The sequence below is a fragment of the Streptomyces sp. NPDC053427 genome (assembly GCF_044544985.1).
Taxonomy (GTDB): Bacteria; Actinomycetota; Actinomycetes; order Streptomycetales; family Streptomycetaceae; genus Streptomyces.
The window spans coordinates 22,533-45,319 of record NZ_JBITYA010000002.1 but is presented as its reverse complement, the minus strand read 5'-3'; the positions used below and the strand labels follow the sequence as shown (position 1 = coordinate 45,319).

The following is a 22,787-nucleotide window of genomic DNA, read 5'->3' as shown; positions in this document are numbered from 1 at the left end:
GCCCCGCGCTCCGCGGCGCCCGGAGCGCGGGGCGGCCGATCACACCGCGCCACCGGCGCCGCCCCGCCATACGCTCGGTTATATGCCCCGTCGCCATATGCATGTGACCGACGCTGCCGAGGCCCCGCTGCGCGCCGCGCTGCATGACCTGCGCGCACGGCTGGAGATCCCGGACCACTTCCCGCCCACGGCCCAGGCCGAGGCGGAGAGCGCCGCCCGTGCCCCGCGGATCCCGGCCGCCGACGGCGCGGTGGCGACCGAGCACACCCTCGAGGACGCCACCGGCCTCCCCCTCTTCACCCTCGACCCGCCCGGCTCCCTCGACCTCGACCAGGCCATGTTCCTGTCCCGGCGGCCCGGCGGGGGCTTCCGTATCCACTACGCCATCGCCGACGTGGCCTCCTTCGTGACCCCCGGCGGCGCCCTCGACGCCGAGGCGCACCACCGCGTGGCCACCCTCTACTTCCCCGACGAACGCGTCCCGCTGCACCCGTACACCCTCAGCGAGGGCGCCGCCAGCCTGCTGCCCGACCAGGACCGCCCGGCCGTCCTGTGGCAGCACGACCTCGACGAACACGGCGCCCTGACCGCCACCTCCGTACGCCGCGCCCTGGTCCGCTCCCGCGCCCGGCTCGACTACGCGGGAGTCCAGCGGGTCGTCGACGACAGGACCGCCGAGGAACCGCTCGCCCTGCTCCGCGAGATCGGCCTGCTGCGGGAGGAGCTGGAGGTCGCCCGGGGCGCCATCTCCCTCAACGTCCCCGAGCAGCAGATCGTCGAGCGCGGCGGCCGCTACACCCTCGCCTACCGCGCCCCCCTCCCGGCCGAGGGCTGGAACGCCCAGATCTCCCTGCTCACCGGCATGGCCGCGGCCGAGCTGATGCTCGCCTCCGGCACCGGCATCCTCCGTACGCTGCCCCTCGCCCCGGACGGCTCCGTGGCCCGCCTCCGGCTGACCGCCCGCGCCCTCGGTGTCGACTGGCCCCACCACACGTCCTACGCCGCCCTCGTCCGCACCCTCGACCCGCGCCGCGCCACCCACGCGGCCTTCCTCCAGGAGTGCACCGCCCTGCTGCGCGGCGCCGGCTACACCTCTTTCGACGGCACCCCGCCGGACGCCTCCGCCGCGCTGCACGCCGCCGTCGCCGCCCCGTACGCGCACGCCACCGCGCCGTTGCGGCGGCTGGTCGACCGCTACACCTCCGAGCTGTGCCTGGCCGCCTCGGCCGGCAGCGAACCGGCCGACTGGGTCCGCGGCGCGCTGGCCGTCCTGCCGCGCGAGATGGAGACCGGTACCCAGCGCGCCAACCAGGTCGAGCGGGCCTGCGTCGACCTCGTGGAGGCGGCGCTGTTGCGCGACCGGGTGGGCGAGATCTTCGAAGGTCTGGTGGTCGAGACCGAGGAGGACGACCCGACCCAGGGCACCGTCCACCTCTACGACCCGGCCGTCATCGGCCGCATCGAATCCGCCCCCGACGGCCCCGGCCTGCCCCTCGGCCACCGCATCCAGGTGCGTCTGACCGCCGCCGACCCGGGACACGCCCCGATCCGCTTCACTCCGGCCTGACCGCCGCCGTCTCCCCGGCCGCCGCCGTCTCCAGGGCCGCGGCCCTCTCCCTGACCGCGGCCCGTACGGCCGCCACCGCGCCCCGCGCGTCATCGGCATGGAAGTGCACCGTACGCACCGTGTCGCGCCGCCCCGACAGCCCCACCGCAACGACCGGTTCGGCCAGCTCGAGCGTCACCGAGGTCTGCCCGCCCACGGCCATCGCCACGGTCCCGTCGCCGCCCTTGCCGTCGTGGGCGGACCGGAGCTCATGCCGTACCGAGACGATCGCCTCCAGGGGGACCCGTATCTCCATCCGGGCGCCGGCGCGCACCAGCAGGGCGTCGGCCCCGAGCACATGCGGCCGGGTGACCGCCGTGGCCTGGAACCCCAGCATCATCAGCACCGTGTAGACATCGACGGCTAGCATCACCGCATGCGGCACCGGATGGTCCGCGAGCAGCACACTCACCCCGACGGTCTCCACCACACACACGAACGTCAGCCCGTAAACGACGGCCGCCTGCCCCGCCGCGTACGCCCATTCCCGTTCGCCCGCAGCCACCCCGGTCCGCCGCCGCGCCACCCACCGCACCAGGCCGGCCATCGACCGGGCCTCGTGGACGGCCAGCCGGCGCAGCGTGCCGCCCCGGCTCACCGCGCACGCTCCACGACCAGCTGGATCGCCCGGCGTACGGCCTGGGCCTGCGCGGGCCCGAAGTGCGCGTAGTACGCCGCGAGGAATCCGTCCTCCGGCTCCGCACATTGCCCGGCCACCCGCCCCCAGTCCTCCTCGCCGACCTCGGCGATCACCGCATCCGGGATGCAGTCGGCGAGCGCCTGCGCCACCCGCGCCACCCGCGGATCGTCCGGCGCGGCTTCCGCCAGCGCATCGAGCAGCCCGTACACCTCGTAAATCCGGGTCATCGCCCCCGGCTCCGCGCCCGCCTCCCCGAGCAGCTCCACCACCCGGCTGCCCGCTCCTCCGCCCGCCGTCGACTCCAGCAGCGCCAGCACCTCCCGTTCCTTCGCCGCCATCGCGGGCTCCGGGCCGGGACGCGCGGCCGCGGTGCGGGCCATCTCCCCGAAGAGCGCGGCCAGTTCGTCCGACACCGGACCCTCCGCGGGCAGTCCGCCGTGCTCCTCCGCCTGCCGTTTCAGGGCGGCCAGCCGGGCCCGCCGCGCCCGGATCTCCTCCTCCTGCCGGGCCAGGTCCGCATCCAGCTCGGCCAGCACCTCGTGCAGCTCGCGCCCCGAATCGTCGGCGAGTATGTCCCGCACCTCGTCCAGCCCGAATCCCAGCTCCGTCAGCCGGCGCAGGCGCGCGAGGGCGACCGCGTCCCGCAGCCCGTACTCCCGGTAGCCGTTGGCGCGGCGTTCGGGCTCGGCCAGCAGCCCGATGTGGTGGTAGTGACGTACGGCGCGGGTGCTGACCCCGACCAGACCTGCGAGTTCTCCGATCCTCATGCGGCCAGTAAAAACGTTGCCGTCGCGGCAAGGTCAAGCCGCCGTTGTACGCCAGGTAGCATGGTCGGCACGGCGGACGAGCCGGCCGGGCGGCCGCGTGGAGATCATCAGGTCTCCCCGAGGAACGTCCGGGCTCCACAGGGCAGGGTGGTGGGTAACGCCCACCCGGGGTGACCCGCGGGACAGTGCCACAGAAAACAGACCGCCGGAGGCTTCGGCCGCCGGTAAGGGTGAAACGGTGGTGTAAGAGACCACCAGCCTCCGAGGTGACTCGGAGGGCTAGGTAAACCCCACCCGGAGCAAGGTCAAGAGGAGCCCTCGACAGATGGCTCTGCGCGGACGACCGAGGGCTGCCCGCCCGAGTCCGCGGGTAGACCGCACGAGGCTGTCGGCAACGGCAGCCCTAGATGGATGGCCGCCTCCCCTCGGCCCGCAAGGACCGGGGGAGACAGAACCCGGCGTACAGGCCGACTCGTCCGCCGCCTCCGCCCCTGACCTGCAACGGAGGGGCGTTTTTCATGATCCGTACTTCCCCTGGGGAGTGCCTGGGGAGAATCGATCGGTGCCCGCTCCCCGAGGGGCTCCTCGGTGCCTTCGGTGGCGGTATCGGCCCGCAGGCGAAGCCAACCGCCGAGCGCGGCGAGTCCGCGCCACGGCGCACATGCGCGAAGCCCAGGTGCTGGCCGAACTGCCGGGCGACCAGGCGATCACATTCCGCATCTGGTCCCACGCAGGCACCCTGCACCGGCACACGGGGCGCCCCGCGGGCCGAATTGCACTCCCTCGCGCTCTCGGCCCATCTGTTTCGCGGCGACTGCACCACCGCCGAGTACCACGCACACCGCAATGTCGGTTCCAGCTGACGCCGCCACCCAACGCGCCCGCGCTGACCGGCGCACCACCGCGTCGGCCTCGGAGCGGCGCTCTTTGTTCCGGGTGCGTCGCAGGGTGACAGCGCCGGCTCACGGTGCTCCGCCGGTGCCCGGTCCGCTGATCCAGTTGGGTGCGGTGCCCGTTCGGGGAAAGGCATGCGCGGAAAGCGGGCGCAGCGGGGACCGCGCGGTACGCCGTTGGGCAGGTCCTGGGCCTTTCAGGCCCTCGGGTCGGCGTGACCGAGGGCCGGTGAAGTTCCCCACGTCTCCGGTGGTCCTGACGAGACCTCAGGTGTGGTTCAGCGGTTCTGCAGCCACCATGTCGCGAGGCCGATGACCGCCGTGCCGCAGGCGTACGAGGCGCCGCGCAGGAAGTTGGTGGCCACGAGTCGGCGGTAGCCGTGCCATCGGCCGGGGCGAGGGGGGTTCGGGTGTGCTTCCGTAGACTGCATGGGGAGTCCCCTTTCGTGAACGCGAGAAACGACAGCGGGTTCCACGCGGGGAGCCCTCATCGGCCGGAGGTTGGTCGCCGGAAGGCCGGGTGCGGGCTCCCTCGCACCAAACCACCCTACGCGATTGTGCATTTGTGAAATCAACCGGGGGTCGGTCCTCGACGTGTGGTGGCCGAAGCGGGGTGGGGGTCCGGGGGAGTGGGCGGCCGTGTCGCGGGGTGGTCCCAACTGCTGGGCGGGGGCTGCGGTGTTGGGGTGGCCCGGTCTCGACGTCCATCGGCTGACGGTTTCCTGTGCGTGATGCTCTATGCGTTCTCGCCCTTCCCGCCTTCCCGCTTCCTGCTTCACCTCATCGTGGTGAGGGTCTGTCAAGGGAAAGTGGGACAGCCGGAAATTGCGTCGGTCTGGGAAATTCCGCCGCCGTGGAAGGGGAGTTGTTCCGGCCAGAGGAAAAGGCGGGAAATGGACGGTGTGGTGGTCGGTGTGCGGCCCTCAGGCTCGTCCGTCCCGATGCCTCAGGGTCGTATCATTCCTGTTCAAAGGCTAGTTGTCCCTGTGTGTGCCCGTGTCGCCTCGGGTCAAACTCGTCCGATCGGGTAATGCGGCGCCGTCCGTGCCGCGGGCTAATGTGGCGGCGTTCCGGAGGGGTCCGGATTCGGTGCAGGGGGCCCATGAATTTCTTGTACCTGCCCTCCGTGGAAGGGCTTTTGTGGCCTCTTCGGAATTTCTCTTCGCCGGGCGGAAAAGTCCGGCCACTAACAAGGGAAAGGCTGGTTCATGGGAAAGCTGACGCGTGCCGCGATCGCCGGGCTGATGGTGCTGGGGGCCGGGCTGGCGGCGGTGCCCGCCGCTCAGGCGGCGCAGGGGCAGGGGCAGGGGCAGGGGTGCCGGTACTACTACACCAGCTGGGGGCAGGGCCCCAATGGTGAGACGACGGGGTACGGGGACTACAACGAGGGCGACCACGACCCTGAGGGCCGCGTCTGCCACGACGGTTGGTGGGAGAGCGAGGAGGGGCAGGGCGACGGCGGCTACTAGACGGCCTGCCTGCGCTCGGCCCGCCGGGATCGTCCCGACCGCCGCTATCCCGACCGTCGGAATCCCGACCGTCGCGGTCCCGATCCGTCACGTCTGAGCCCGTCGATGGCCGTACCGGCCGTCGACGGGCTTCGGCTTGTCGGCGCCGGGGCCGTGGGCGGGTGGGCGCCAGTACCCTCGTACGGATTTCATTCGAAAAAACGTGCGGGGGATGCGGTGCTCAAGCACTACTACCGGCTGGTCTATTGGAAGCGACGGGTCACCTGGGCGCTGGGCCTGCGGAGCGGAGGCCGGGGCGCGGGACTGCGGGCGCACCCGCGTGCGTCCGGGCGGGGATCGGCGCGTGGCCGGCAATGGGCCTACCACGCACGGCCGTTGCTGGTGTTCGGCGTGCTGGTGGCGATCGTCGTCGCGCTGTCGGCGATGGTCGCGTGGGTGGACCACCCGCTGGGGTGAGCGGGGCGCGGGGGCGCACCACGGCAGTCGTCCGGGCTGTCGGTGTCCGGTCCGTTGCGTGTCGTGCGGCCCCGCGCGGGACGGCCGGGGGCGGGTCGACCGGGCCGTCCGGCGGGGCGACGGCCGAGGCGCTGCCTACCGAGTTCTCCGGTTCCTGGTTCCCGGTTTCCGGCGCCCGCTGACCCTCGGCCCTGCCCGACGGCCGTCGCCGTCTCCCGTTGCCCTCAGTCGATGACCGTCGCCGCGCCCGTCACATGCGACCGCGCGTCCCCCGCCCGCAGCTCGACCGTCAGCAGCCCCGGCCGCCCCAGGTCGTGCCCCTGGTGCAGCGTCAGCGTGGCGGGCTCCTCGACGAGGTTCAGCGCCCGGGCGTACGCGCCGAAGGCGGCCGCCGCGGCGCCCGTGGCCGGGTCCTCGACGACGCCGCCCACCGGGAAGGGGTCGCGGACGTGGAAGACCGACTCCGACTCGCGCCAGACCAGTTGGAGGGTGGTCAGGTCGAGACGGCGCATCAGGGCCGCCAGGCGGTCGAAGTCGTAGTCGAGGCGGGCGAGGCGGTCGCGGGTGGCGGCGGCGAGGACCAGGTGGTTGTTTCCGGCGAAGGCGATGCGGGGCGGCAGGGCCGGGTCGAGGTCCGAGGCGGGCCAGTCGAGGGCGGCCAGGGCCTCGGCGAGGTCGGCGTCGGTGACGTCCGTGACGTGGGGCTCGACGCTGGTGAGCGTGGCTTGGAGGACGCCGGACTCCTCGCGGACGGTGACCGGGACCGGGCCCGCCTGGGTGGCGAAGAGCAGGTCGCCGGGGCCGGACCGCTCGGCGAGGGCCACGGCGGTGGCGACCGTGGCATGGCCGCAGAACGCCACCTCGGCGAGCGGGCTGAAGAAGCGGATGGTGAAGGCGCGGCCCGGCTCGCCGCCCAGGCCCTCGGGCGGCGGGGTGAGGAACGCCGTCTCCGAATAGCCCACTTCGGCCGCTATGGCCAGCTGCGCGGCGTCGTCCAGGCCCGTGGCGTCGAGGACGACACCGGCCGGGTTGCCGCCCTTCGGGTCGGTGGAGAAGGCGGTGTAACGCAGGACCTCGGGGGTGGTCCGGGAGGTGTCCTGGCCGGTGTTGTTCTCTGTCATGCCGGGGGAACGCGGCGCTAGGGTCCGGCTATTCCCCTTCGGCGGAGGGGAATTCAGCCCCGTCCGATGTACGGCATGGCCGTCGCCATGACGGTCGCGAACTGCACGTTCGCCTCCAGCGGCAGCGAGGCCATGTGCAGCACCGTACGGGCGACGTCCGTCGCGTCCATCACCGGCTCGACCGCCGTCCCGCCGTTGGCCTGGAGGATGCCGGTCTGCATCCGGCCGGTCATCTCGGTGGCGGCGTTGCCGATGTCGATCTGGCCGCAGGCGATCCGGTACGGACGGCCGTCCAGGGACAGGGACTTGGTCAGGCCCGTCATGGCGTGCTTGGTGGCCGTGTAGGCGACGGAGTGCGGCCGCGGTACGTGGGCGGAGACGGAACCGTTGTTGATGATCCGGCCGCCCTGCGGATCCTGCTCCTTCATGGCGCGGAACGCGGCCTGGGCGCAGAGGAAGGAGCCGGTGAGGTTGACGTCGACGACCGCGCGCCAGTCCTCGTACGAGATGTCCTCCAGCGGGCCCGGCCTGCCGAATGTGCCCGCGTTGTTGAAGAGCAGGTCCAGGCGGCCGAAGCGGTCGCGGACGGCGGCGAAGAGGGCGTCGACCTCGTCGGGGCGGGTGACGTCGGTCGGCACCGGGGCGACCGCGGGGCCGTTGGTGCCGAGGGAGCCGAACGGCCGGGCGGTTTCGTCGAGCGCCTCCGGGCGCCGTCCGGCCAGGGCCACGTGCCAGCCGGCGGCGATCAGCTCCCGGGCGACCGCCCGGCCGATGCCGGAACCGGCGCCGGTGACCACGGCCACCTTGCCGTTGGCGGGCGCCGTACGTACCCGGTCCGTCTCGTCCACCGCGTCGGCCTGGTTGGTGTTCTGTGCCATGGCGGCAGCGTAGACGGCGGGCGCGGGGCGGACGGGCCGCGCTCACCACGTGGGACCGGGCCCGGCGCGGCGGCCCGGGGCGGGGCGGCAGGGTGCCGCGATTGTCCCGGGGCGTCCGTTGCGGGCCCAGTCCTCATCCGACTGTCATGTATGCGTCGGACCGGCGACAGCGGCACGCCAGGACCGACCCCTCCAATCACTGGTGACAACCACCGTCAGGGGAGGGGCAGATGACCCAGCACGCCGCGCGCCAGCAGCAGACCCCGGCGCACGAGCAGGAGATCCGGGCCGCCGCCGCGCACGTCGGCCGCCGTCGCTTTCTCACCGTCACCGGCGCAGCCGCCGCGCTCGCCTTCGCGACCAACCTGCCGGGCACCGGCGCCGCCTACGCCGCGGAGGCCGACGCCCGGAAGATCAGCGAGAACCCCTTCACCCTGGGCGTCGCCTCCGGCGACCCGCTGCCCGGCTCCGTGGTGCTGTGGACCCGGCTCGCCCCGCGCCCGTACGAGCCGGGCAACGGCATGCCGAACGCCCGGGTCACGGTCCGCTGGGAGGTCGCCTACGACGAGCGGTTCCAGCGGCTCGCGGGCAAGGGCAGCGCCGACGCGCACCCGGAGTTCAACCACTCCGTGCACATCGAGCCCACCGGCCTCGCCCCCGACCGCGTCTACTACTACCGCTTCCGCGCCGGCAGCTGGATCAGCCCCGTCGGCCGCACCCGCACCGCGCCCGCCCGCGGCGCCCGGATCTCCGACCTCAAGCTGGCCGCCGTCTCCTGCCAGGCCTACCACGACGGCTACTTCACGGCCTACCGGCACCTGGCGCAGGAGGACCTCGACATCGTCTTCCACCTCGGCGACTACCTCTACGAGTACCCGGTCAGCGCGGTGGGCGGCGCCCGCAACTACACCGACCGGACGCTGCCCGCGTTCTTCAACCGCGAGACGGTCACCCTGGACGACTACCGGCTGCGCTACGCCCTGTACAAGTCCGACCCGGACCTCCAGGCCGCCCATGCCGCGCACCCCTTCCTCGTCACCTGGGACGACCACGAGGTGGAGAACAACTACGCCTCCGACATCAGCGAGGACAACCTCCCGCCCGCCGAGTTCCTCGTCCGCCGGGCCGCCGCCTACCGCGCGTACTGGGAGAACCAGCCGCTGCGCCGCCCGCAGCGGCCCACCGGCTCCGACGCCCAGCTCTACCGCCGCGTCCAGTACGGGCAGCTCGCCCAGTTCGACATCCTCGACACCCGCCAGTACCGCTCCGACCAGGCGTACGGGGACGGCTGGCACGCGCCCGGCCCGGAGTCGCAGGACCCGAAGCGGACCCTGACCGGCGCGGCGCAGGAGCGGTGGCTGATCGACGGCTGGCGGGCCTCCACCGCCCGGTGGAACGTGCTGCCCCAGCAGGTCACGTTCTCCGAGCGGCGCAATGCCACGGGCGACGACTACCAGGTCAGCATGGACGGCTGGGACGGCTATACGGCCTCCCGGGAGCGGGTGCTGGCGGGCGCGGAATCGGCCGGCGTGGACAACCTCGTCGTGCTCACCGGCGATGTGCACGTCCACTACGCCTTCGACATCAAGAAGGACTTCAAGGATCCGGGGTCGCGGACCGCCGGCGTGGAGTTCGTGACCAGCTCCATCGCCAGCGGCAAGGACGGCGCGGACAAGCCCGCCAACTGGGGCACGTACATGGCCGCCAACCCGCATCTGAAGTTCTACAACGGGCGGCGCGGCTATGTGACCGTCACCCTCGGGCAGGATGCCGCGCGCGGCGACTACCGGACGGTGTCCGCCGTCACCACGCCCGGGGCGCCGGTGCGGACCGCCGCGTCGTTCGTCTCCGAGGCGGGCGACCCGGGGCTGAAGCCCGCCTGAGGCACGGCCGGCCGCCGGTGACCTCCCTTGGTCCTACGTCCTTGCGTACATTCCGCTCATGCGCGCGGCGTAGGACCAATGGAGGGCCGGGAACCCGGCCGGGCGTCGCCGTCTGCGTGCCACCATGGTGCGGCCATCACTCACCCATGGAGACGCTCATGACGGAGCCGGGCCCCAGCACGGCCGGAACCCAGGACCAGCCCGCAATATCCGGGCGGGGCGCGGCGGCAGCACCGTCTGCACCGTCCGCGTCCCGCCGCACCAGCCTCCTCGTCACCCTCGTCCTCGGCGGCCTCACGGCGGTCCCGCCGCTCTCCATGGACATGTACCTGCCGGCCCTGCCGCAGGTCACCGCCGCCCTGCACAGCCCCGCCGCCACCGTCCAGCTGACCCTCACCACATGTCTGGCGGGCATGGCCCTGGGCCAGATGATCGTCGGCCCGATGAGCGACAAGTGGGGACGGCGCCGCCCGCTTCTGGCCGGCATGGTGATCTACATCCTGGCCACCGCCCTGTGCGTGGTCGCCACCACCGCCGAACTGCTCATCGCCTTCCGCCTGTTGCAGGGCCTGGCCGGTGCGGCCGGCATCGTCATCGCGCGGGCCGTGGTGCGTGATCTCTACGACGGCGTGGCGATGGCGCGGTTCTTCTCCACCCTGATGCTGATCTCGGGCGTCGCCCCGGTGGTGGCACCGCTGATCGGCGGCCAGATCCTGCGGGCCACCGACTGGCGCGGCGTCTTCGTCGTCCTGACCGTCGTCGGCGTCCTGCTCACCCTCCTGGTGTGGCGCACGCTGCACGAGACGCTGCCGCCCGCCCGGCGGCACTCCGGCGGCCTCGTCCACACCCTGCGCACCATGCGCGGCCTGCTCGCCGACCGGGCCTTCTCCGGCTACCTCCTGGCCGGCGCCTTCGCCTTCGCCGCCCTCTTCGCCTACATCTCCGCCTCACCGTTCGTCGTCCAGGAGATCTACGGCGCCTCCCCGCAGGTCTTCAGCCTGCTCTTCGGCCTCAACTCCGTCGGCCTGGTGCTGGTCGGCCAGATCAACGGCAAGGTGCTGGTCGGGCGGGTCGCCATGGACAAGGTGCTGGGCGTCGGTCTGGTGCTGATCGCCGTCGCCGCGGCGGGGCTGCTGCTGATGTCCTCCGGGGTCTTCGGCGCGGTGGGCCTGGTGCCGGTGGCCGCCGGGCTGTTCGTGCTGATGGCCGCGATGGGCCTGGTCATGCCGAGCACCAACACCCTGGCCCTGCTGCGCACCCCGCACGCGGCGGGCTCCGCCTCCGCCCTGCTGGGCACCTCGACGTTCCTCCTCGGCTCGGTCGCCTCCCCGCTGGTGGGCATCGCGGGCGAGCGGACCGCCGTACCGATGGCCGTGGTGCAGCTTTCCTGCGCCGTTTCGGCGCTCGTGTGCTTCCTGGGAATGTGCCGCCCGTGGCAGCGTAGGGGGGAGAACTTCGGCGGCACGGCGGGCGAGAGGAAGACACTCTGAACGCACCGGGACTCAGACACGGCACACCGGCCCGGGCGGGACTCGACCCCGCATGGATGGAGCGGCTGGTCCAGGGTGTGCGGGCGCTGCCCGAGGGGCGGCCCGCCTGGTGCGCGGGCGCGGTGGTGCTGGCCGGGCGCGGCCCGTTCGTCGCCGCCGAGGCCGCCGCAGGCTGGGCGGTCCGCTACCGCGCCTACGACCCCGAGCGGGACCGCGGCCTGGATCTTCCCCGCGACCTGTGGGAGCCGATGCGGGTCGGTACGGTCTTCGACCTCGCCTCGCTCAGCAAGCTCTTCACCGCGATCGTCACCCTGCAGCAGGTGGAGGCCGGCCGCCTGGACCTCGACGACGAGGTGCACGCCCATCTCCCGGCCTTCGCCCCGGGCAGCACGGTCCGCCTGCTGCTCACCCACACCTCCGGCCTGCGCCCCGAGCTGCCGTTCCACGAGCGCACCGGGCGCGCCGACCAGCTGGCGCTGCTGTGGGCGGAGTCGGCCGCCCCGGCGGGCCCGCCCGGTGGCGCGTACCGCTACTCCGATCTCAACCTGATCGCGCTCCAGCTGGTCCTGGAGGCGGTCACCGGGCACCGCCTGGACGCCCTCGTACGGGAGGGCATCGCGCGGCCGCTGGGCCTGACCAGCACCTCCTACGGGCCGCTGGCGCCGCCGGGCGTGGCGGCGACCGAGGACCAGCGGCGGCCGTGGGCCAAGGCGGACCGGGGGCTGCTGCGCGGCGTGGTGCACGACGAGAACGCCTGGGCGCTGGGCGGCGTCGCCGGCCATGCGGGCCTCTTCTCCACCGCCCAGGACCTGGGCGTGCTGTGCCGGGCGCTGCTCAACGGCGGCGCGTACGGCTCCGCCCGCATCCTGGGGCCGGAGGCGGTGGCCGCCCTGCTGGATCCGCCCGGCCTCGGCTTCGGCGTCGACCAGCCGTATTTCATGGGGGAGTTGGCGGGGCGGGGCGCGGCCGGGCACACCGGGTTCACCGGCACCAGCCTGGTCCTGGACCGGGCCACCGACACGTTCCTGGTGCTGCTGGCCAACACCGTCCACCCCCGGCGCACGAACGGCGGCAGCGCCCCGCGGGCGGCCGCCGCGACCTGCCTGGCGCGCGCCGTCGTCCGCTGACCGGCCCGGGGCCGGCCGGGCGCCCCGTAAACTTGGCCCAATGCACGAGGAACTGCGCGCCGCCCTGGCCGGCCTGCTCGACGGCCTGCCGCCCAAGCAGGCCGCGCAGGCCGTCGACCGGCTGATCGCCAACTACCGGGGCACCACCCCCACCGACGCCCCGGTCCTGCGGGACCGCGCCGATGTCGCCGCGTACGCCGCCTACCGGATGCCGGCGACCTTCGAGGCCGTACGGGCCGCGCTGACCGCCTTCGCCGTCCGCGTCCCGGACTGGTCCCCGGCCACCCATCTCGACATCGGCGGCGGCACGGGCGCCGCCACCTGGGCCGCCGCGGCCACCTGGGAGGGCCACCGCAGCACGGTCCTGGACTGGGCGCAGCCCGCCCTCGACCTGGGCCGTGAACTTGCCGCCGGGATCCTGCCCGGCACCCAGTGGCAGCGGGGGATCATCGGCGAGGGGCTGACGGTCCCGGCGGGCACGGACCTGGTGACCGTCTCCTACGTGCTGGGCGAGCTGCGCCCCGACGCCCGCCGCGCCGTGGTCGAAGCCGCCGCCTCCGCCACGTCCGTCGTCCTGATAGAGCCGGGTACCCCCGACGGCTATCTCCGCATCCGCGAGGCCCGCGACCAGCTCATCGCGGCGGGCCTGCGGGTCGTCGCGCCGTGCCCGCACGGCGACACCTGCCCGATCGCCGTCGGCGAGGACTGGTGCCACTTCTCGGCGCGGGTCAGCCGCTCGTCGCTGCACCGGCAGGTCAAGGGCGGCTCCTTGCCGTACGAGGACGAGAAGTTCAGCTATGTCGCGGCCACCTCCCTCGACGCCTCCGCCGCCCCGTCCCGGATCGTCCGCAAGCCGCAACTGCGCAAGGGCCAGGTCCTGTTGGACCTCTGCACCGCGAAGGAGGGCCTGCGGCGCAGCACGGTCACCAAGCGGCACGGCACCGACTACCGTGCCGCCCGGGACGCGTCCTGGGGCGACGACTGGGCCTGACGCGATGCCGCTGCCGGGTCGGCGCATCGTGTACCGCAACCGGCAACGGCTCCTGCCTCGGGTCACTCCGCCGCGGGGTGCCGGAGACGACTGGGCCTGACGCGTCGCCGCCGACCGGTCGGCGCATCGTGTACCGCAACCGGCAACGGCTCCTGCCTCGAGTCACTCCGTCGCGGGGTGCCGGCGGCGCCCCCCCGCCCCCTACCGGGCTCCTCGCTCCTCCTGGAGTCTGCGCAGCAGCTCGCGGCGCTGCGCCTGGGGGTCGGGGCGCCCTCCGGCGGCGTGGCCGCCCTGCCCGCCGCCGCGCAGCGCGCCGCGGGAGAGCTTGTTGCGGGTGCCGCCCACGCCGAGCATGCCGCCTGCGTTTCCCTTGCTCATGATCGGTCCTTTCCTCGGCCATCGGCGAGACGGTCCGTCTCGCTTGTTGCCGAGCATGCCGCGAGACGAAGCGTCTTGTCAAGCCGTCCAAGACGATACGTCTCGCCTTACGCCCCGGTAAGCTCGGCCCCATGGCCGACAAGACAGCCCCCGACGCCACCCGCCGCAGCGAACGCTCCCGCCACGCGATCTTCGACGCCGCCCTCGCCCTCGTCGGCGAGGTCGGCTACGACAAGCTCACGATCGAGGGCATCGCCTCCCGAGCCGGCGTCGGCAAGCAGACGATCTACCGCTGGTGGCCCTCCAAGGCCGCCGTTCTCCTGGACGCGTTCACCGACAGCGTGGGCGAGGACTACGAACAGGGCCTCCCGGACACCGGCGATCTGGCGGCGGACCTGAAGTTCGTGCTGCGGGCGACCGCCGACGAGTTCAACGACGTCGCGTGGCAGGCCCCGTACCGCGCCCTCGCGGCGGCCGGCGCCAACGACGAGGAGCTCTCGCGCACCTTCGTCACCCGGCTGCTGGAACCCGGCATCCGCGTCTACGCCGACCGGATCCGCGCCGCCCAGGAATCCGGCGAAGTGGCCGCCGACGTCGATCCCCGGGTGGCCGCCGAAATGGTGATGAGTCCGTTCTCACAGCGCTGGCTGATGCGCACCGGCGAACTGACCTACGACTACGTCGACACCCTGGTCGACCTGGTGTTGCGTGGTCTGCGGCCACGCGACTGACCGAACCGGCGGATTGCCGCTGAGGCGGCATTTGCCGGGATCCGCCCCTCATTCGTTCACCCCGGATCCGCACACCGGTCACCTGGGGCGCAGGATGGTGGCAGCATTGATCCCAGACCACCGCTCGAAGTGAGGGGATAGATGGACCGCAAGAGCAGGTTCTCCCAGTGGCTGCGCCGCCCGAGGAGCGGATCGGACGGCGGCGATACGGACACGGGATCGACGGCTGCGCGCGGCCGCGAGGACCTGCTGCTGGCGGCGGCCGACGCGGGTTTCCCGGTGGCCCCGGCGGCGCACCCCTCCGGCTACGGCTGTTCCTGTGAACGCATCGGCTGTCCCACCCCGGGCCGGCATCCCGTCTCCTTCGGCTGGCAGACCGTCGCCACCACCGACCGCGACAAGGTCGCCGCCTGGGTACGCACCTTCCCGCAGGCCAACTTCATCACCGCCACCGGCATCGCCCACGACGTGCTGGACGTCCCCGTCGAGGCGGGCCGCAGCGCGCTGGGCCGACTGGACGCGGCGGGCATCGACGTCGGCCCCGTCACCCTCAGCGGCGCCGGCTTCGGCGACGGCCGGATGCTGTTCTTCACCGCCACCCGCGGCACCCCGGACGACGAGGACGAGTGGTGGCCCTGCGAGCTGGACTGCCACCCCGAGACCCTCGACGAGCACCCCGGGCTGCGCTGGCACTGCCGCGGCAGCTACGTCCTGCTGCCCCCCTCGACGCTGCCCGGCGAGCAGCCCCCGGTGACCTGGCTGCGCGGCCCCGAGCTGCCGCTGCCCGACCCGCTGACGCTGCTGGAGTCGCTCACCGACGCCTGCGCGGCGTTCCTCGAAGGCTCGCCGGACCACGAGACGGCGGCCTGGCCGATCGGCCGCTGACCCCGTTCCCGGACGCCGAGCCCGTTCCCGTACGCCCGGCCCCGGGGGCACGTGGGGTAGGTGGGCACGGCAAAGGGGCCGCCGGAAAACCGACGGCCCCGTGGTGCGCGCGAGGCTACTGGGCCTTCAGCGAGGTCTTCGCATCCAGCCGGTAGAGGAAGGCGACCTTGCCGCCGGCGCTCTTCGCCGGCACCTTGACCGCCTGTCCCGAGACGTTGGAGATCGCCATCTGGGTGGTCTTCTTCTTCATCGGGCCCTGCAGTATCCCCCGCAGGTCCGGCCCCACCGTGATGATCATCCCCGGGGACACCGTCTTCTGCTGGTGGTAGTAGGTCGCGAAGAACACCAGCGCCCCGCCGTCCTTCGTGCGCAGCGCGACCGGCGGGAAGGCGGCGGGGGAGTCCTCGTACAGGATCCGCGAACCCACCCCGTTGGCGTCCTTGGCCCGCTTCGCCCGCCATTGGTCGGTGTTCGGGCCGGACGCGAAGACGTCGCCCTTGCCGGTGTTGAGGTAGTCCGCGTACGTCTTGCTCAGCTCGCCCGGGTCCACCACCAGGTCCGACGCGCCGCCCGTGGGCACCGACTCGGCGAAGCCGTCCGCGTCCGTTTTGAGCTCGGGCGCCTTGTTGTCCGGGAACGTCGCCTGGTAGACCACGCGCCACGGTGCATCGATGCTGTCCCGGCTGAACACCAGGTACCAGCGGATCAGCGTGCCGGTGCGGCGGGACGTGAGGTTGGTGAGCGCATCGGCGACGAACGACCTCGGCCAGCCCACCTGCTTGGGCACGGTGAAGTGCGCGTCCTTGTACGTCACCGGCGCGGAGTTCGGCGCGCCCTTCGGGTTCGCGCCGTGCGCCGCCTTGACCGCAGCCTGGTCCAGGGCGAGCATCGCGCCCGCCTCGTAGCGGGGGTTCAGCTCGGGGTCGAGGGTGCGGCGGATCTTGTTGAAGCCGCCGATGAAGCGCTCGAGGGCCTTGTCGGCCTCAGCCTTCGTCACCGCCGGCAGCTTCTCCCGCTCGCCGTGCACCGTCATGCACCCGCTCAGTATCACCATCGCCGCCGCTGCCGACGTCAGTGTTACGGGCACCCGGAACGGCGACCTGCGTGTCATGGGGCTCGGGCTCCTTCGGGGCGACCGGGGCGGACTTGGGCTCCGCCGGGGTGGCACGATTCGGCGCAACCCTACCGGGGGCGAGGAAGAACGCGAGGGTCGGGATCAGATACAGAGCCCACACCGTGACCTGAAGGACTGTCGGGTCCGGCTGGAAGTTGAAGATGCCCTTCAGCAGCGTGCCGTACCAGCTGTCGACCGGTATCTGCGCGCTGATGTCGAACGCCTGGGCGCTCAGCCCCGGCAGGATGTCCGCCTCCTGCAGATCGTGGAAGCCGTACGCCAGCACGCCCGCCGCGACCACCACCAGCATCCCGCCGGTCCAGGTGAAGAACTTCGCCAGGTTGATCCGCACCGCGCCGCGGTAGAACAGCCAGCCCAGCACCACGGCCGTCAGCAGCCCCAGCAGCGCCCCGACCAGCGGCCGTACACCGTCGTTGGCGGACTGGGCGGCCGTCCAGATGAACAGCGCGGTCTCCAGGCCTTCACGGCCCACCGACAGAAATGCGGTGACCACCAGCGCCACGGTGCCCATCTGGAGCGCCTGGTCCAGCTTGCCGTGCAGCTCCTTCTTCAGATGCCGCGCGGTACGCCGCATCCAGAAGACCATCCACGTCACCAGGCACACCGCGATGACCGACAGCGAGCCGCCGAGCGCCTCCTGCGCCTGGAACGTCAGCGTCTGCGAGCCGAACTGGAGCGCCGCCCCGAAGGCGAACGACAGCACCACCGCAAGGGCGATGCCGGCCCAGACCGGCCGCAGCGCCTCCCGCCGGCCCGTTTTGACCAGATAGGCGATGAGGATGCAGACCACGAGGCTGGCTTCCAGGCCCTCGCGCAGACCGATCAGGTAGTTGCCGAACACGTCGGTTTCTTCCCTTCCTTCATGAAGTTGACGACGGTGGCGACGGCGGTGCCGACGGCGTCGGACGGATCAGGCGAACAGCTCCCGGCCCCACCAGTCGTCCGCATTCCGGACGCCCGGCGGCACCGCGAAGATCGCCGAACCCACGTGCTGGATGTATTCGTTGAGGGCGTCGTCGGCCGCCAGCTTCTGCTGGAGCGGGACGAAGCCATGGCGGACGTCGCGCTGGTAGGCGAGGAAGAACAGCCCCGCATCCAGCCGGCCCAGGCCGTCCGTCCCGTCGGTGAAGGAGTAGCCGCGGCGCAGGATCCGCACCCCGCCGTTGGAGTCCGGGTGTGCGAGGCGGACATGCGCGGTCGGCAGCATCGACTTCAGATGCGGGGTGTCCCGCTCGTGCTTCTTGCCGACCGGGGCACCTTCGCCCTTGTCCCGGCCGAAGATGTCCTCCTGCTCCTTGAGCGAGGTGCGGTCCCAGGTCTCGATGTGCATCCGGATCCGGCGCGCGACGAGGTACGAGCCGCCGGCCATCCAGCCCGCGTCGCCCTTGGCGTCCTTCGCGCCGACCCAGACATGCTTGTCCAGGGCCGCGGCGTCGGTGCCCGCGATGTTGTGGGTGCCGTCCTTGAAACCCATCATGTTGCGCGGGGTCTGGGCATCCGGCGTCGTCGAGGACGTCTTGCCGAACCCCAGCTGCGACCAGCGGATGGCTATCTTGCCGAAGCCGATCCGGGCCAGATTACGGATCGCATGCACCGCGACCTGCGGGTCGTCCGCACACGCCTGCACACACAGATCGCCGCCGCTGCGCGCCTTGTCGAGGTTGTCGCCGGGGAACTGCGGCAGATCGACCAGTGCCTCGGGCCGGCGCGCCTTGATGCCGAACCGGTCCTTGCCGTCCTTCTCGAACAGCGACGGGCCGATGCCGAAGGTGAGGGTGAGCCGGGACGGCGGCAGTCCCAGCGCCTCGCCGGTGTCGTCCGGCGGCGCCTCCGCGAGCCCGCCGACCGCGCCGTCGCCGACCGCGTCGCCCGCGGTCATCCGCGCCGCCGCCTTCGTCCACTCCTTGAGCAGCCCGATCAGCTCGTCGCGGTCGTCCGTCGTGACGTCGAAGGCGGCGAAGTGCAGCCGGTCCTGGACCGCCGAGGCGATTCCGGCCTGGTGGGCGCCGTGGAAGGCGACCGCGGCGCCCGCCGTCGCATCCGCCCCGGCCGGCTGGGCGTCGCCGCCGGTGCGCAGCGCCGCCGCCGTACCGCCGGCCGCGACCGCACCGAGCGCCAGCCCCGCGCCGCCCCAGCCCAGCAGTGACCGCCGCGAGGGGGCGTGCCCGGCCGCGCCGTCGTGCGTCTCGTCGTTGGACATCCGGCGTCCCTCCCTCTCCCGTACCCGACTACTTGTTGACGGCCACCGCGGCGGCCAGCTTCGACAGCGGCTCGGCCAGCGCGTTGACGCTGTCGGACAGGGTCTTGCGCTCGCCCTTGTCGACCGTGTCGTACGAGGCGAAGCCGTCGGCGGACTTGCTGTCGCGGTGCTTGTCGAGCTGTCCGAGGATCGCCTTGAACTGCTTGTCCAGCTCCTTGGCCAGCGCCGGGTCGTTCTTGGCGGCGACCGGCTTCAGCAGGTCGTACGCCTTCTGGGCGCCCTCGACGTTGGCGTGGAAGTCGATCAGGTCGGTGTGGCTGTAGCGCTCTTCCTCACCGGTGACCTTGCCGGTGGCGACCTCGTCGAGCAGCTCCTTGGCGCCGTTGGCCATGGTGGTCGGGTTGATCACGGCCTTGCCGACCCGCTTCTGCCAGTCCTTGAGGTCGGTCATCAGCGTGTCGGCGAGCTTCTTGTCGTCCCCGGAGATCTTCTTCTTCTCCCACAGGGACTGCTCCAGCTTGTGCCAGCCGGTCCACTTCTGGCCCTTCGCCAGACCGTCCGCGCGGGTGTCGACCTTGGGGTCGATGTCACCGAACGACTCGGCCACCGGCTCGGTCCGCTCCCACCCGACCCGCGACACCGCATAGGTCTTCTTCGCGGCCTCGACGTCCCCGGCCTTCACCGCGTCGGCGAACTTCTGCGCCGCGGGGAGGGTCAGGTCGGCCTGCTCCTGGGCGTACTTGCGGTACGCGGCGACCGCGGCGTCCAGCTTCGGGTCCCGCTTGACCGCCGCGCCCTTGCCGCTCGCGGTCACCTTCTGGCGGATGCCGTCGCCCTTCATGCCGGGCTTGCACGCGACCTCGTACGTACCGGGCTTGATCTCGGCGGTGATCTCCACCTTGGTGCCGGGCCCGATGTTCTCCCGCTCGGTCACGATCCGGTCGCCGGGCGCATAGACGTACATCTCGGTGACCTTGGAGCCCTTGTTCTGGACGGCGAACTGCACATGCCCGGCCGGGAACTCCTTGGCCGAAACCTTGCACTCGCTGTCCGTCGCGGTCACCTCGATCGCACCCTTGGCGCCCGTGCCCTTGCCGTCGCTCTTCTCGGCGCAGCCGGCGACGGCGGTCAGGGTCGCGGCCACGGCGATGGCGGCGACGACGGGGGAGCGGTGGGCTCGCATACGGACTCCAGGCGGGCTCGAGCGGTGCACAAACGGGGGGACGAACACTAGGGCTGCCACTAAGGCAGCCCTAAGTTATCTGAGGCTTACCTGCTTCTGCCCACCCTGTCCAGTGATCCCGCTCTCACGGACAACGACCCGATCACGGGTTGGGTCGACCCCGGTCACGGAACCGTCATGGAACGGTCAAGGTAAGGGGCCTCGCCCATGCCCGGGCATGACCGGTGATATTCGGCCAGTCGTCGCGGCTCTCCCGGCGGATCGGCCGCGGCCGGGCGGACCGGCCGCCTCCCGGCCATGATCGCCATGCGGGAACGGCTGCTGTTGAATGCGGGGATGACCGAGAGCGGGACGACCGGTGGGTGCAGGGTCGATACGGGGACGGGCGATACGGGGGCGGGTGGCGCGACCGGGGCGGTGACGGAGCTGTATGTGCTCCGCGTCTTCTGCGGAGGCGACGGCGGGGGCGGCAACCCCCTGGGCGTCGTGTGCGACGGCGCCGCCGTCCCGGCCGAGCCGGACCGGCAGGCCCTCGCCGCTCGACTCGGCTTCAGCGAGACGGTGTTCATCGACGATGCGGCCCGCGGCGTGGTCGACATCTACACCCCGACCGCGCGGCTGCCGTTCGCCGGGCATCCGCTCGTCGGCGTGGCCTGGCTGCTGCGCCACCTCGGGCGTCCGGTGGCGACGCTGCGGCCGCCCGCCGGCGAGGTGGCGGTCGCGTACGACGGGGATCTCACCTGGGTCCGCGGCCGGCCCGAGTGGGCGACCGGGCGCCGGACCGAGGAGTACGGGTCCCCCGCCGAGGTCGATGCGCTGCCCGCGCCGCCGCCGGGCGAGGGCTGGCTCTACGCCTGGGCCTGGCGGGACCGGGCGGCGGGCGGTGTACGGGCCCGCGCCTTTCCGCGGCGCGGCGACGGCATCAGGGAGGACGAGGCCACCGGTGCCGCCGCGCTCACCCTCACCCATGAGCTGGGCCGCGCCCTCGACATCCGCCAGGGCGCGGGCTCACAGATCCTGACCCGGCCGCGGCCGGACGGCGCCATCGACCTCGGTGGCCGCGTCGCGCTCACCGAGATCGGCCGGACCGGACGGGCGTGACGGACGAGCGGAAGTGACGGACCGGGTGTGACGGACGGACGGGCGTGACGTGCCCGCCCCGCCCGTCCGCTCCGTACGCCCCTCAGGCGCTCAGCGGGAACTCCTCGCCCAGCTCCCGGAAGACCGCACTGTTCAGCGCGAACGCGCGCTTGCACTCGTCGACCACCCGCTGCTTCTCCAGGTCGTCCACGGGCAGCGCGTCCAGCAGTTCGCGGTATTCGCGCTTGAAGGCGGCGGGGTTGCCTATGTCCTCGAAGACGTAGAACCGCACGCCGTCGCCCTTGCGCGCAAAGCCCCAGGTCTTCTCGGCGGTGCCGCGGATGATCTGGCCGCCGGAGAGGTCGCCGAGATAGCGGGTGTAGTGGTGGGCGACGTAGCCGGCCGGCCACTCGCGGGCGCAGGCGCGGACCCGGTCGGCGTAGGCGGCGGTGGCGGGCAGCGGCTCCAGGCCGGATTGCCAGGAGGAGCCGCCCAGGTGGGTCAGGTCGCGTTCCAGCTCGGTGGTGCGGGCGAGCTCGGGGCGGATGAAGGGGCCCGCCACCGGGTCGTCGCCGAGCGTCCCGGAGGTCTCCTCCAGGGCGCGGTAGACGAACCACAGCTGCTCGGTATAGCGCCGGTAGGCCGCGACCCCGAGCCGGCCGCCGAGGAGGTCGCTCATGAAGGAGGAGTTCTCCGCCTCGGTGTGCTGCTCGTGCGAGGCGGTGCGGATGACCGTGGAGAAGGGCGGGGGCGGATCCGAACGCTTGCCAGAGGGCGACGGGGTCGGGCGGGACGCTTCCAAAGCGGGCCTCCGGGGCCGAGAGGAGCGGACGGGAACAGGCGGTCCATCCGTTCCCGACAGCCTGTCGGTAACCAGCCTACCCCTGTTCCCGACGCCCTGTCGGTAAAATCTGACCCGGCTTCGCCCGGCGCGGGCCCGGTCCGGGCCCCGCCTCGGCCGCGCCCGCGTCAGGGAAGCGTGAGGATCTCGGTCCCGGTCTCCGTCACCACCAGCGTGTGCTCGAACTGCGCCGTCCGCTTGCGGTCCTTGGTGACCACGGTCCAGCCGTCCTCCCACATGTCGTAGTCGTGGGTGCCCAGCGTCAGCATCGGCTCGATGGTGAAGGTCATGCCGGGCTTGATGTCGGTGGCGTGGTGCGGGCTGTCGTAGTGCGGAACGATCAGGCCGGAGTGGAAGGAGGAGTTGATGCCGTGACCGGTGAAGTCGCGGACGACTCCGTAGCCGAAGCGCTTGGCGTACGACTCGATGACCCGGCCGATGATGTTGATCTGACGGCCCGGCTTGACCGCCTTGATGGCGCGGTTGAGCGCCTCGCGGGTGCGCTCCACCAGGAGCTTCGACTCCTCGTCGACCTCGCCGCACAGGTACGTGGCGTTGTTGTCGCCGTGCACACCGTTGATGTAGGCGGTGACGTCCAGGTTCACGATGTCGCCGTCCTTGAGGACGGTGGAGTCCGGGATCCCGTGGCAGATGACCTCGTTGAGCGAGGAGCACAGGGACTTGGGGAAGCCGCGGTAGCCGAGCGTGGACGGGTAGGCGCCGTGGTCGCACATGAACTCATGGGCGACCCGGTCCAGTTCATCGGTCGTCACGCCCGGCGCGATGTGCTTGGCGGCCTCCGCCATCGCCTGCGCGGCGATCCGGCCTGCGATCCGCATCTTCTCGATCGTTTCGGCGTCCTGCACCTCGGGCCCGGTGTACGGCGTCGGTGCGTCCTTCCCGACGTACTCGGGGCGAGGGATCGAGGCGGGGACGGGGCGGGTGGGGGAGATGCTCCCCGGGACAAGAAGCGACTGGCCAGACATGCCAGCGAGTGTATCCGCGGGCCATCGGGCAGGATGGCGGCACGGGA

Annotated in this window: 22 protein-coding genes, 1 other RNA gene and 1 pseudogene; 12 read left to right on the top strand and 12 right to left on the bottom strand. The window is 72.3% G+C overall.

What is annotated here, in order from left to right:
* Positions 1-82: 82 nt before the first annotated feature.
* Positions 83-1,567 carry an RNB domain-containing ribonuclease gene (locus ACIGWZ_RS04885; protein ID WP_400060902.1) on the top strand — a complete coding sequence of 495 codons (1,485 nt, stop codon included), beginning with the start codon at positions 83-85 and terminating at the stop codon, positions 1,565-1,567.
* Here ACIGWZ_RS04885 and ACIGWZ_RS04880 read toward each other — a convergent pair.
* A complete protein-coding gene (locus tag ACIGWZ_RS04880) occupies positions 1,554-2,204 on the bottom strand; it encodes a hypothetical protein (RefSeq protein ID WP_400060900.1) in 651 nt (216 codons plus the stop codon). The two genes, ACIGWZ_RS04885 and ACIGWZ_RS04880, sit on opposite strands and share 14 nt — an antisense overlap.
* Positions 2,201-3,013, bottom strand: coding sequence for a MerR family transcriptional regulator (locus tag ACIGWZ_RS04875; protein ID WP_400060898.1), 813 nt, complete (start codon positions 3,011-3,013; stop codon positions 2,201-2,203). The genes ACIGWZ_RS04880 and ACIGWZ_RS04875 overlap by 4 nt, the downstream gene beginning before the upstream one ends.
* Positions 3,014-3,090: 77 nt before the next feature.
* On the opposite strand from ACIGWZ_RS04875, the gene rnpB reads away from it, so the two are divergent.
* Together rnpB and ACIGWZ_RS04865 are read left to right on the top strand one after the other, a co-directional pair.
* Positions 3,091-3,492, top strand: an RNA gene (gene rnpB / locus ACIGWZ_RS04870) — RNase P RNA component class A.
* A gap of 170 nt (positions 3,493-3,662) precedes the next feature.
* A pseudogene (locus ACIGWZ_RS04865) lies at positions 3,663-3,842 on the top strand (hypothetical protein); the annotation flags it as partial.
* A 342-nt stretch (positions 3,843-4,184) separates the two neighbouring features.
* Here ACIGWZ_RS04865 and ACIGWZ_RS04860 read toward each other — a convergent pair.
* Complete coding sequence (locus tag ACIGWZ_RS04860) at positions 4,185-4,337, bottom strand: hypothetical protein (RefSeq protein ID WP_400060896.1); 153 nt, start codon at positions 4,335-4,337, stop codon at positions 4,185-4,187.
* Positions 4,338-5,114: 777 nt separating this feature from the next.
* Here ACIGWZ_RS04860 and ACIGWZ_RS04855 point away from each other — a divergent pair.
* Positions 5,115-5,375, top strand: a complete 261-nt coding sequence (locus ACIGWZ_RS04855; RefSeq protein ID WP_400060894.1) for a hypothetical protein — start codon at positions 5,115-5,117, stop codon at positions 5,373-5,375.
* A 216-nt stretch (positions 5,376-5,591) separates the two neighbouring features.
* The gene (locus ACIGWZ_RS04850; RefSeq protein WP_400060892.1) at positions 5,592-5,831 is read left to right on the top strand and encodes a hypothetical protein; all 240 of its coding nucleotides are present in this window, start codon (positions 5,592-5,594) and stop codon (positions 5,829-5,831) included.
* A 224-nt stretch (positions 5,832-6,055) separates the two neighbouring features.
* Here ACIGWZ_RS04850 and ACIGWZ_RS04845 read toward each other — a convergent pair whose 3' ends face one another.
* A complete protein-coding gene (locus ACIGWZ_RS04845; RefSeq protein ID WP_400060890.1) occupies positions 6,056-6,952 on the bottom strand; it encodes a PhzF family phenazine biosynthesis protein in 897 nt (298 codons plus the stop codon).
* Positions 6,953-7,005: 53 nt separating this feature from the next.
* Positions 7,006-7,830, bottom strand: a complete 825-nt coding sequence (locus ACIGWZ_RS04840) for an SDR family oxidoreductase (protein WP_400060889.1) — start codon at positions 7,828-7,830, stop codon at positions 7,006-7,008.
* Between the two features lie 230 nt (positions 7,831-8,060).
* Between ACIGWZ_RS04840 and ACIGWZ_RS04835 the strand changes: the two genes are divergently transcribed.
* From ACIGWZ_RS04835 to ACIGWZ_RS04820, 4 genes are all read left to right on the top strand, one after another.
* A complete protein-coding gene (locus ACIGWZ_RS04835) occupies positions 8,061-9,713 on the top strand; it encodes an alkaline phosphatase D family protein (protein ID WP_400060887.1) in 1,653 nt (550 codons plus the stop codon).
* A 158-nt stretch (positions 9,714-9,871) separates the two neighbouring features.
* Positions 9,872-11,203: a multidrug effflux MFS transporter gene (locus ACIGWZ_RS04830; protein WP_400060886.1), complete on the top strand. Its 1,332-nt coding sequence runs from the start codon at positions 9,872-9,874 to the stop codon at positions 11,201-11,203.
* 56 nt (positions 11,204-11,259) lie between these two features.
* A complete protein-coding gene (locus ACIGWZ_RS04825; protein ID WP_400060884.1) occupies positions 11,260-12,330 on the top strand; it encodes a serine hydrolase domain-containing protein in 1,071 nt (356 codons plus the stop codon).
* Positions 12,331-12,370: 40 nt separating this feature from the next.
* Positions 12,371-13,321 (top strand): small ribosomal subunit Rsm22 family protein, encoded by a 951-nt coding sequence (locus tag ACIGWZ_RS04820; RefSeq protein WP_400060882.1) that lies wholly within the window; start codon positions 12,371-12,373, stop codon positions 13,319-13,321.
* Positions 13,322-13,522: 201 nt separating this feature from the next.
* Here ACIGWZ_RS04820 and ACIGWZ_RS04815 read toward each other — a convergent pair whose 3' ends face one another.
* Entirely contained in the window at positions 13,523-13,699 is a 177-nt protein-coding gene (locus ACIGWZ_RS04815) for a DUF6243 family protein (protein ID WP_400060880.1), read from the bottom strand.
* 131 nt (positions 13,700-13,830) lie between these two features.
* Between ACIGWZ_RS04815 and ACIGWZ_RS04810 the strand changes: the two genes are divergently transcribed.
* Positions 13,831-14,430: a TetR/AcrR family transcriptional regulator gene (locus ACIGWZ_RS04810; protein ID WP_400060878.1), complete on the top strand. Its 600-nt coding sequence runs from the start codon at positions 13,831-13,833 to the stop codon at positions 14,428-14,430.
* Between the two features lie 141 nt (positions 14,431-14,571).
* A complete protein-coding gene (locus tag ACIGWZ_RS04805) occupies positions 14,572-15,315 on the top strand; it encodes a bifunctional DNA primase/polymerase (RefSeq protein ID WP_400060876.1) in 744 nt (247 codons plus the stop codon).
* A 115-nt stretch (positions 15,316-15,430) separates the two neighbouring features.
* Here ACIGWZ_RS04805 and ACIGWZ_RS04800 read toward each other — a convergent pair whose 3' ends face one another.
* The 4 genes from ACIGWZ_RS04800 to efeO all read right to left on the bottom strand — a co-directional run bounded on the left by ACIGWZ_RS04800 (position 15,431) and on the right by efeO (position 19,833).
* A complete protein-coding gene (locus ACIGWZ_RS04800) occupies positions 15,431-16,312 on the bottom strand; it encodes a hypothetical protein (protein ID WP_400060874.1) in 882 nt (293 codons plus the stop codon).
* Positions 16,299-17,291 (bottom strand): iron uptake transporter permease EfeU, encoded by a 993-nt coding sequence (gene efeU, locus ACIGWZ_RS04795; protein ID WP_400060872.1) that lies wholly within the window; start codon positions 17,289-17,291, stop codon positions 16,299-16,301. The genes ACIGWZ_RS04800 and efeU overlap by 14 nt, the downstream gene beginning before the upstream one ends.
* Positions 17,292-17,360: 69 nt before the next feature.
* Entirely contained in the window at positions 17,361-18,650 is a 1,290-nt protein-coding gene (gene efeB / locus ACIGWZ_RS04790) for an iron uptake transporter deferrochelatase/peroxidase subunit (RefSeq protein WP_400060871.1), read from the bottom strand.
* 28 nt (positions 18,651-18,678) lie between these two features.
* Positions 18,679-19,833, bottom strand: coding sequence for an iron uptake system protein EfeO (efeO, locus tag ACIGWZ_RS04785; RefSeq protein WP_400060869.1), 1,155 nt, complete (start codon positions 19,831-19,833; stop codon positions 18,679-18,681).
* A 417-nt stretch (positions 19,834-20,250) separates the two neighbouring features.
* On the opposite strand from efeO, the gene ACIGWZ_RS04780 reads away from it, so the two are divergent.
* A complete protein-coding gene (locus ACIGWZ_RS04780; protein WP_400061982.1) occupies positions 20,251-20,934 on the top strand; it encodes a PhzF family phenazine biosynthesis protein in 684 nt (227 codons plus the stop codon).
* Between the two features lie 82 nt (positions 20,935-21,016).
* Here ACIGWZ_RS04780 and ACIGWZ_RS04775 read toward each other — a convergent pair whose 3' ends face one another.
* Positions 21,017-21,715, bottom strand: coding sequence for a heme oxygenase (biliverdin-producing) (locus ACIGWZ_RS04775; protein ID WP_400060867.1), 699 nt, complete (start codon positions 21,713-21,715; stop codon positions 21,017-21,019).
* A gap of 167 nt (positions 21,716-21,882) precedes the next feature.
* Entirely contained in the window at positions 21,883-22,740 is an 858-nt protein-coding gene (map, locus tag ACIGWZ_RS04770; protein WP_400060865.1) for a type I methionyl aminopeptidase, read from the bottom strand.
* Positions 22,741-22,787: the final 47 nt, after the last annotated feature.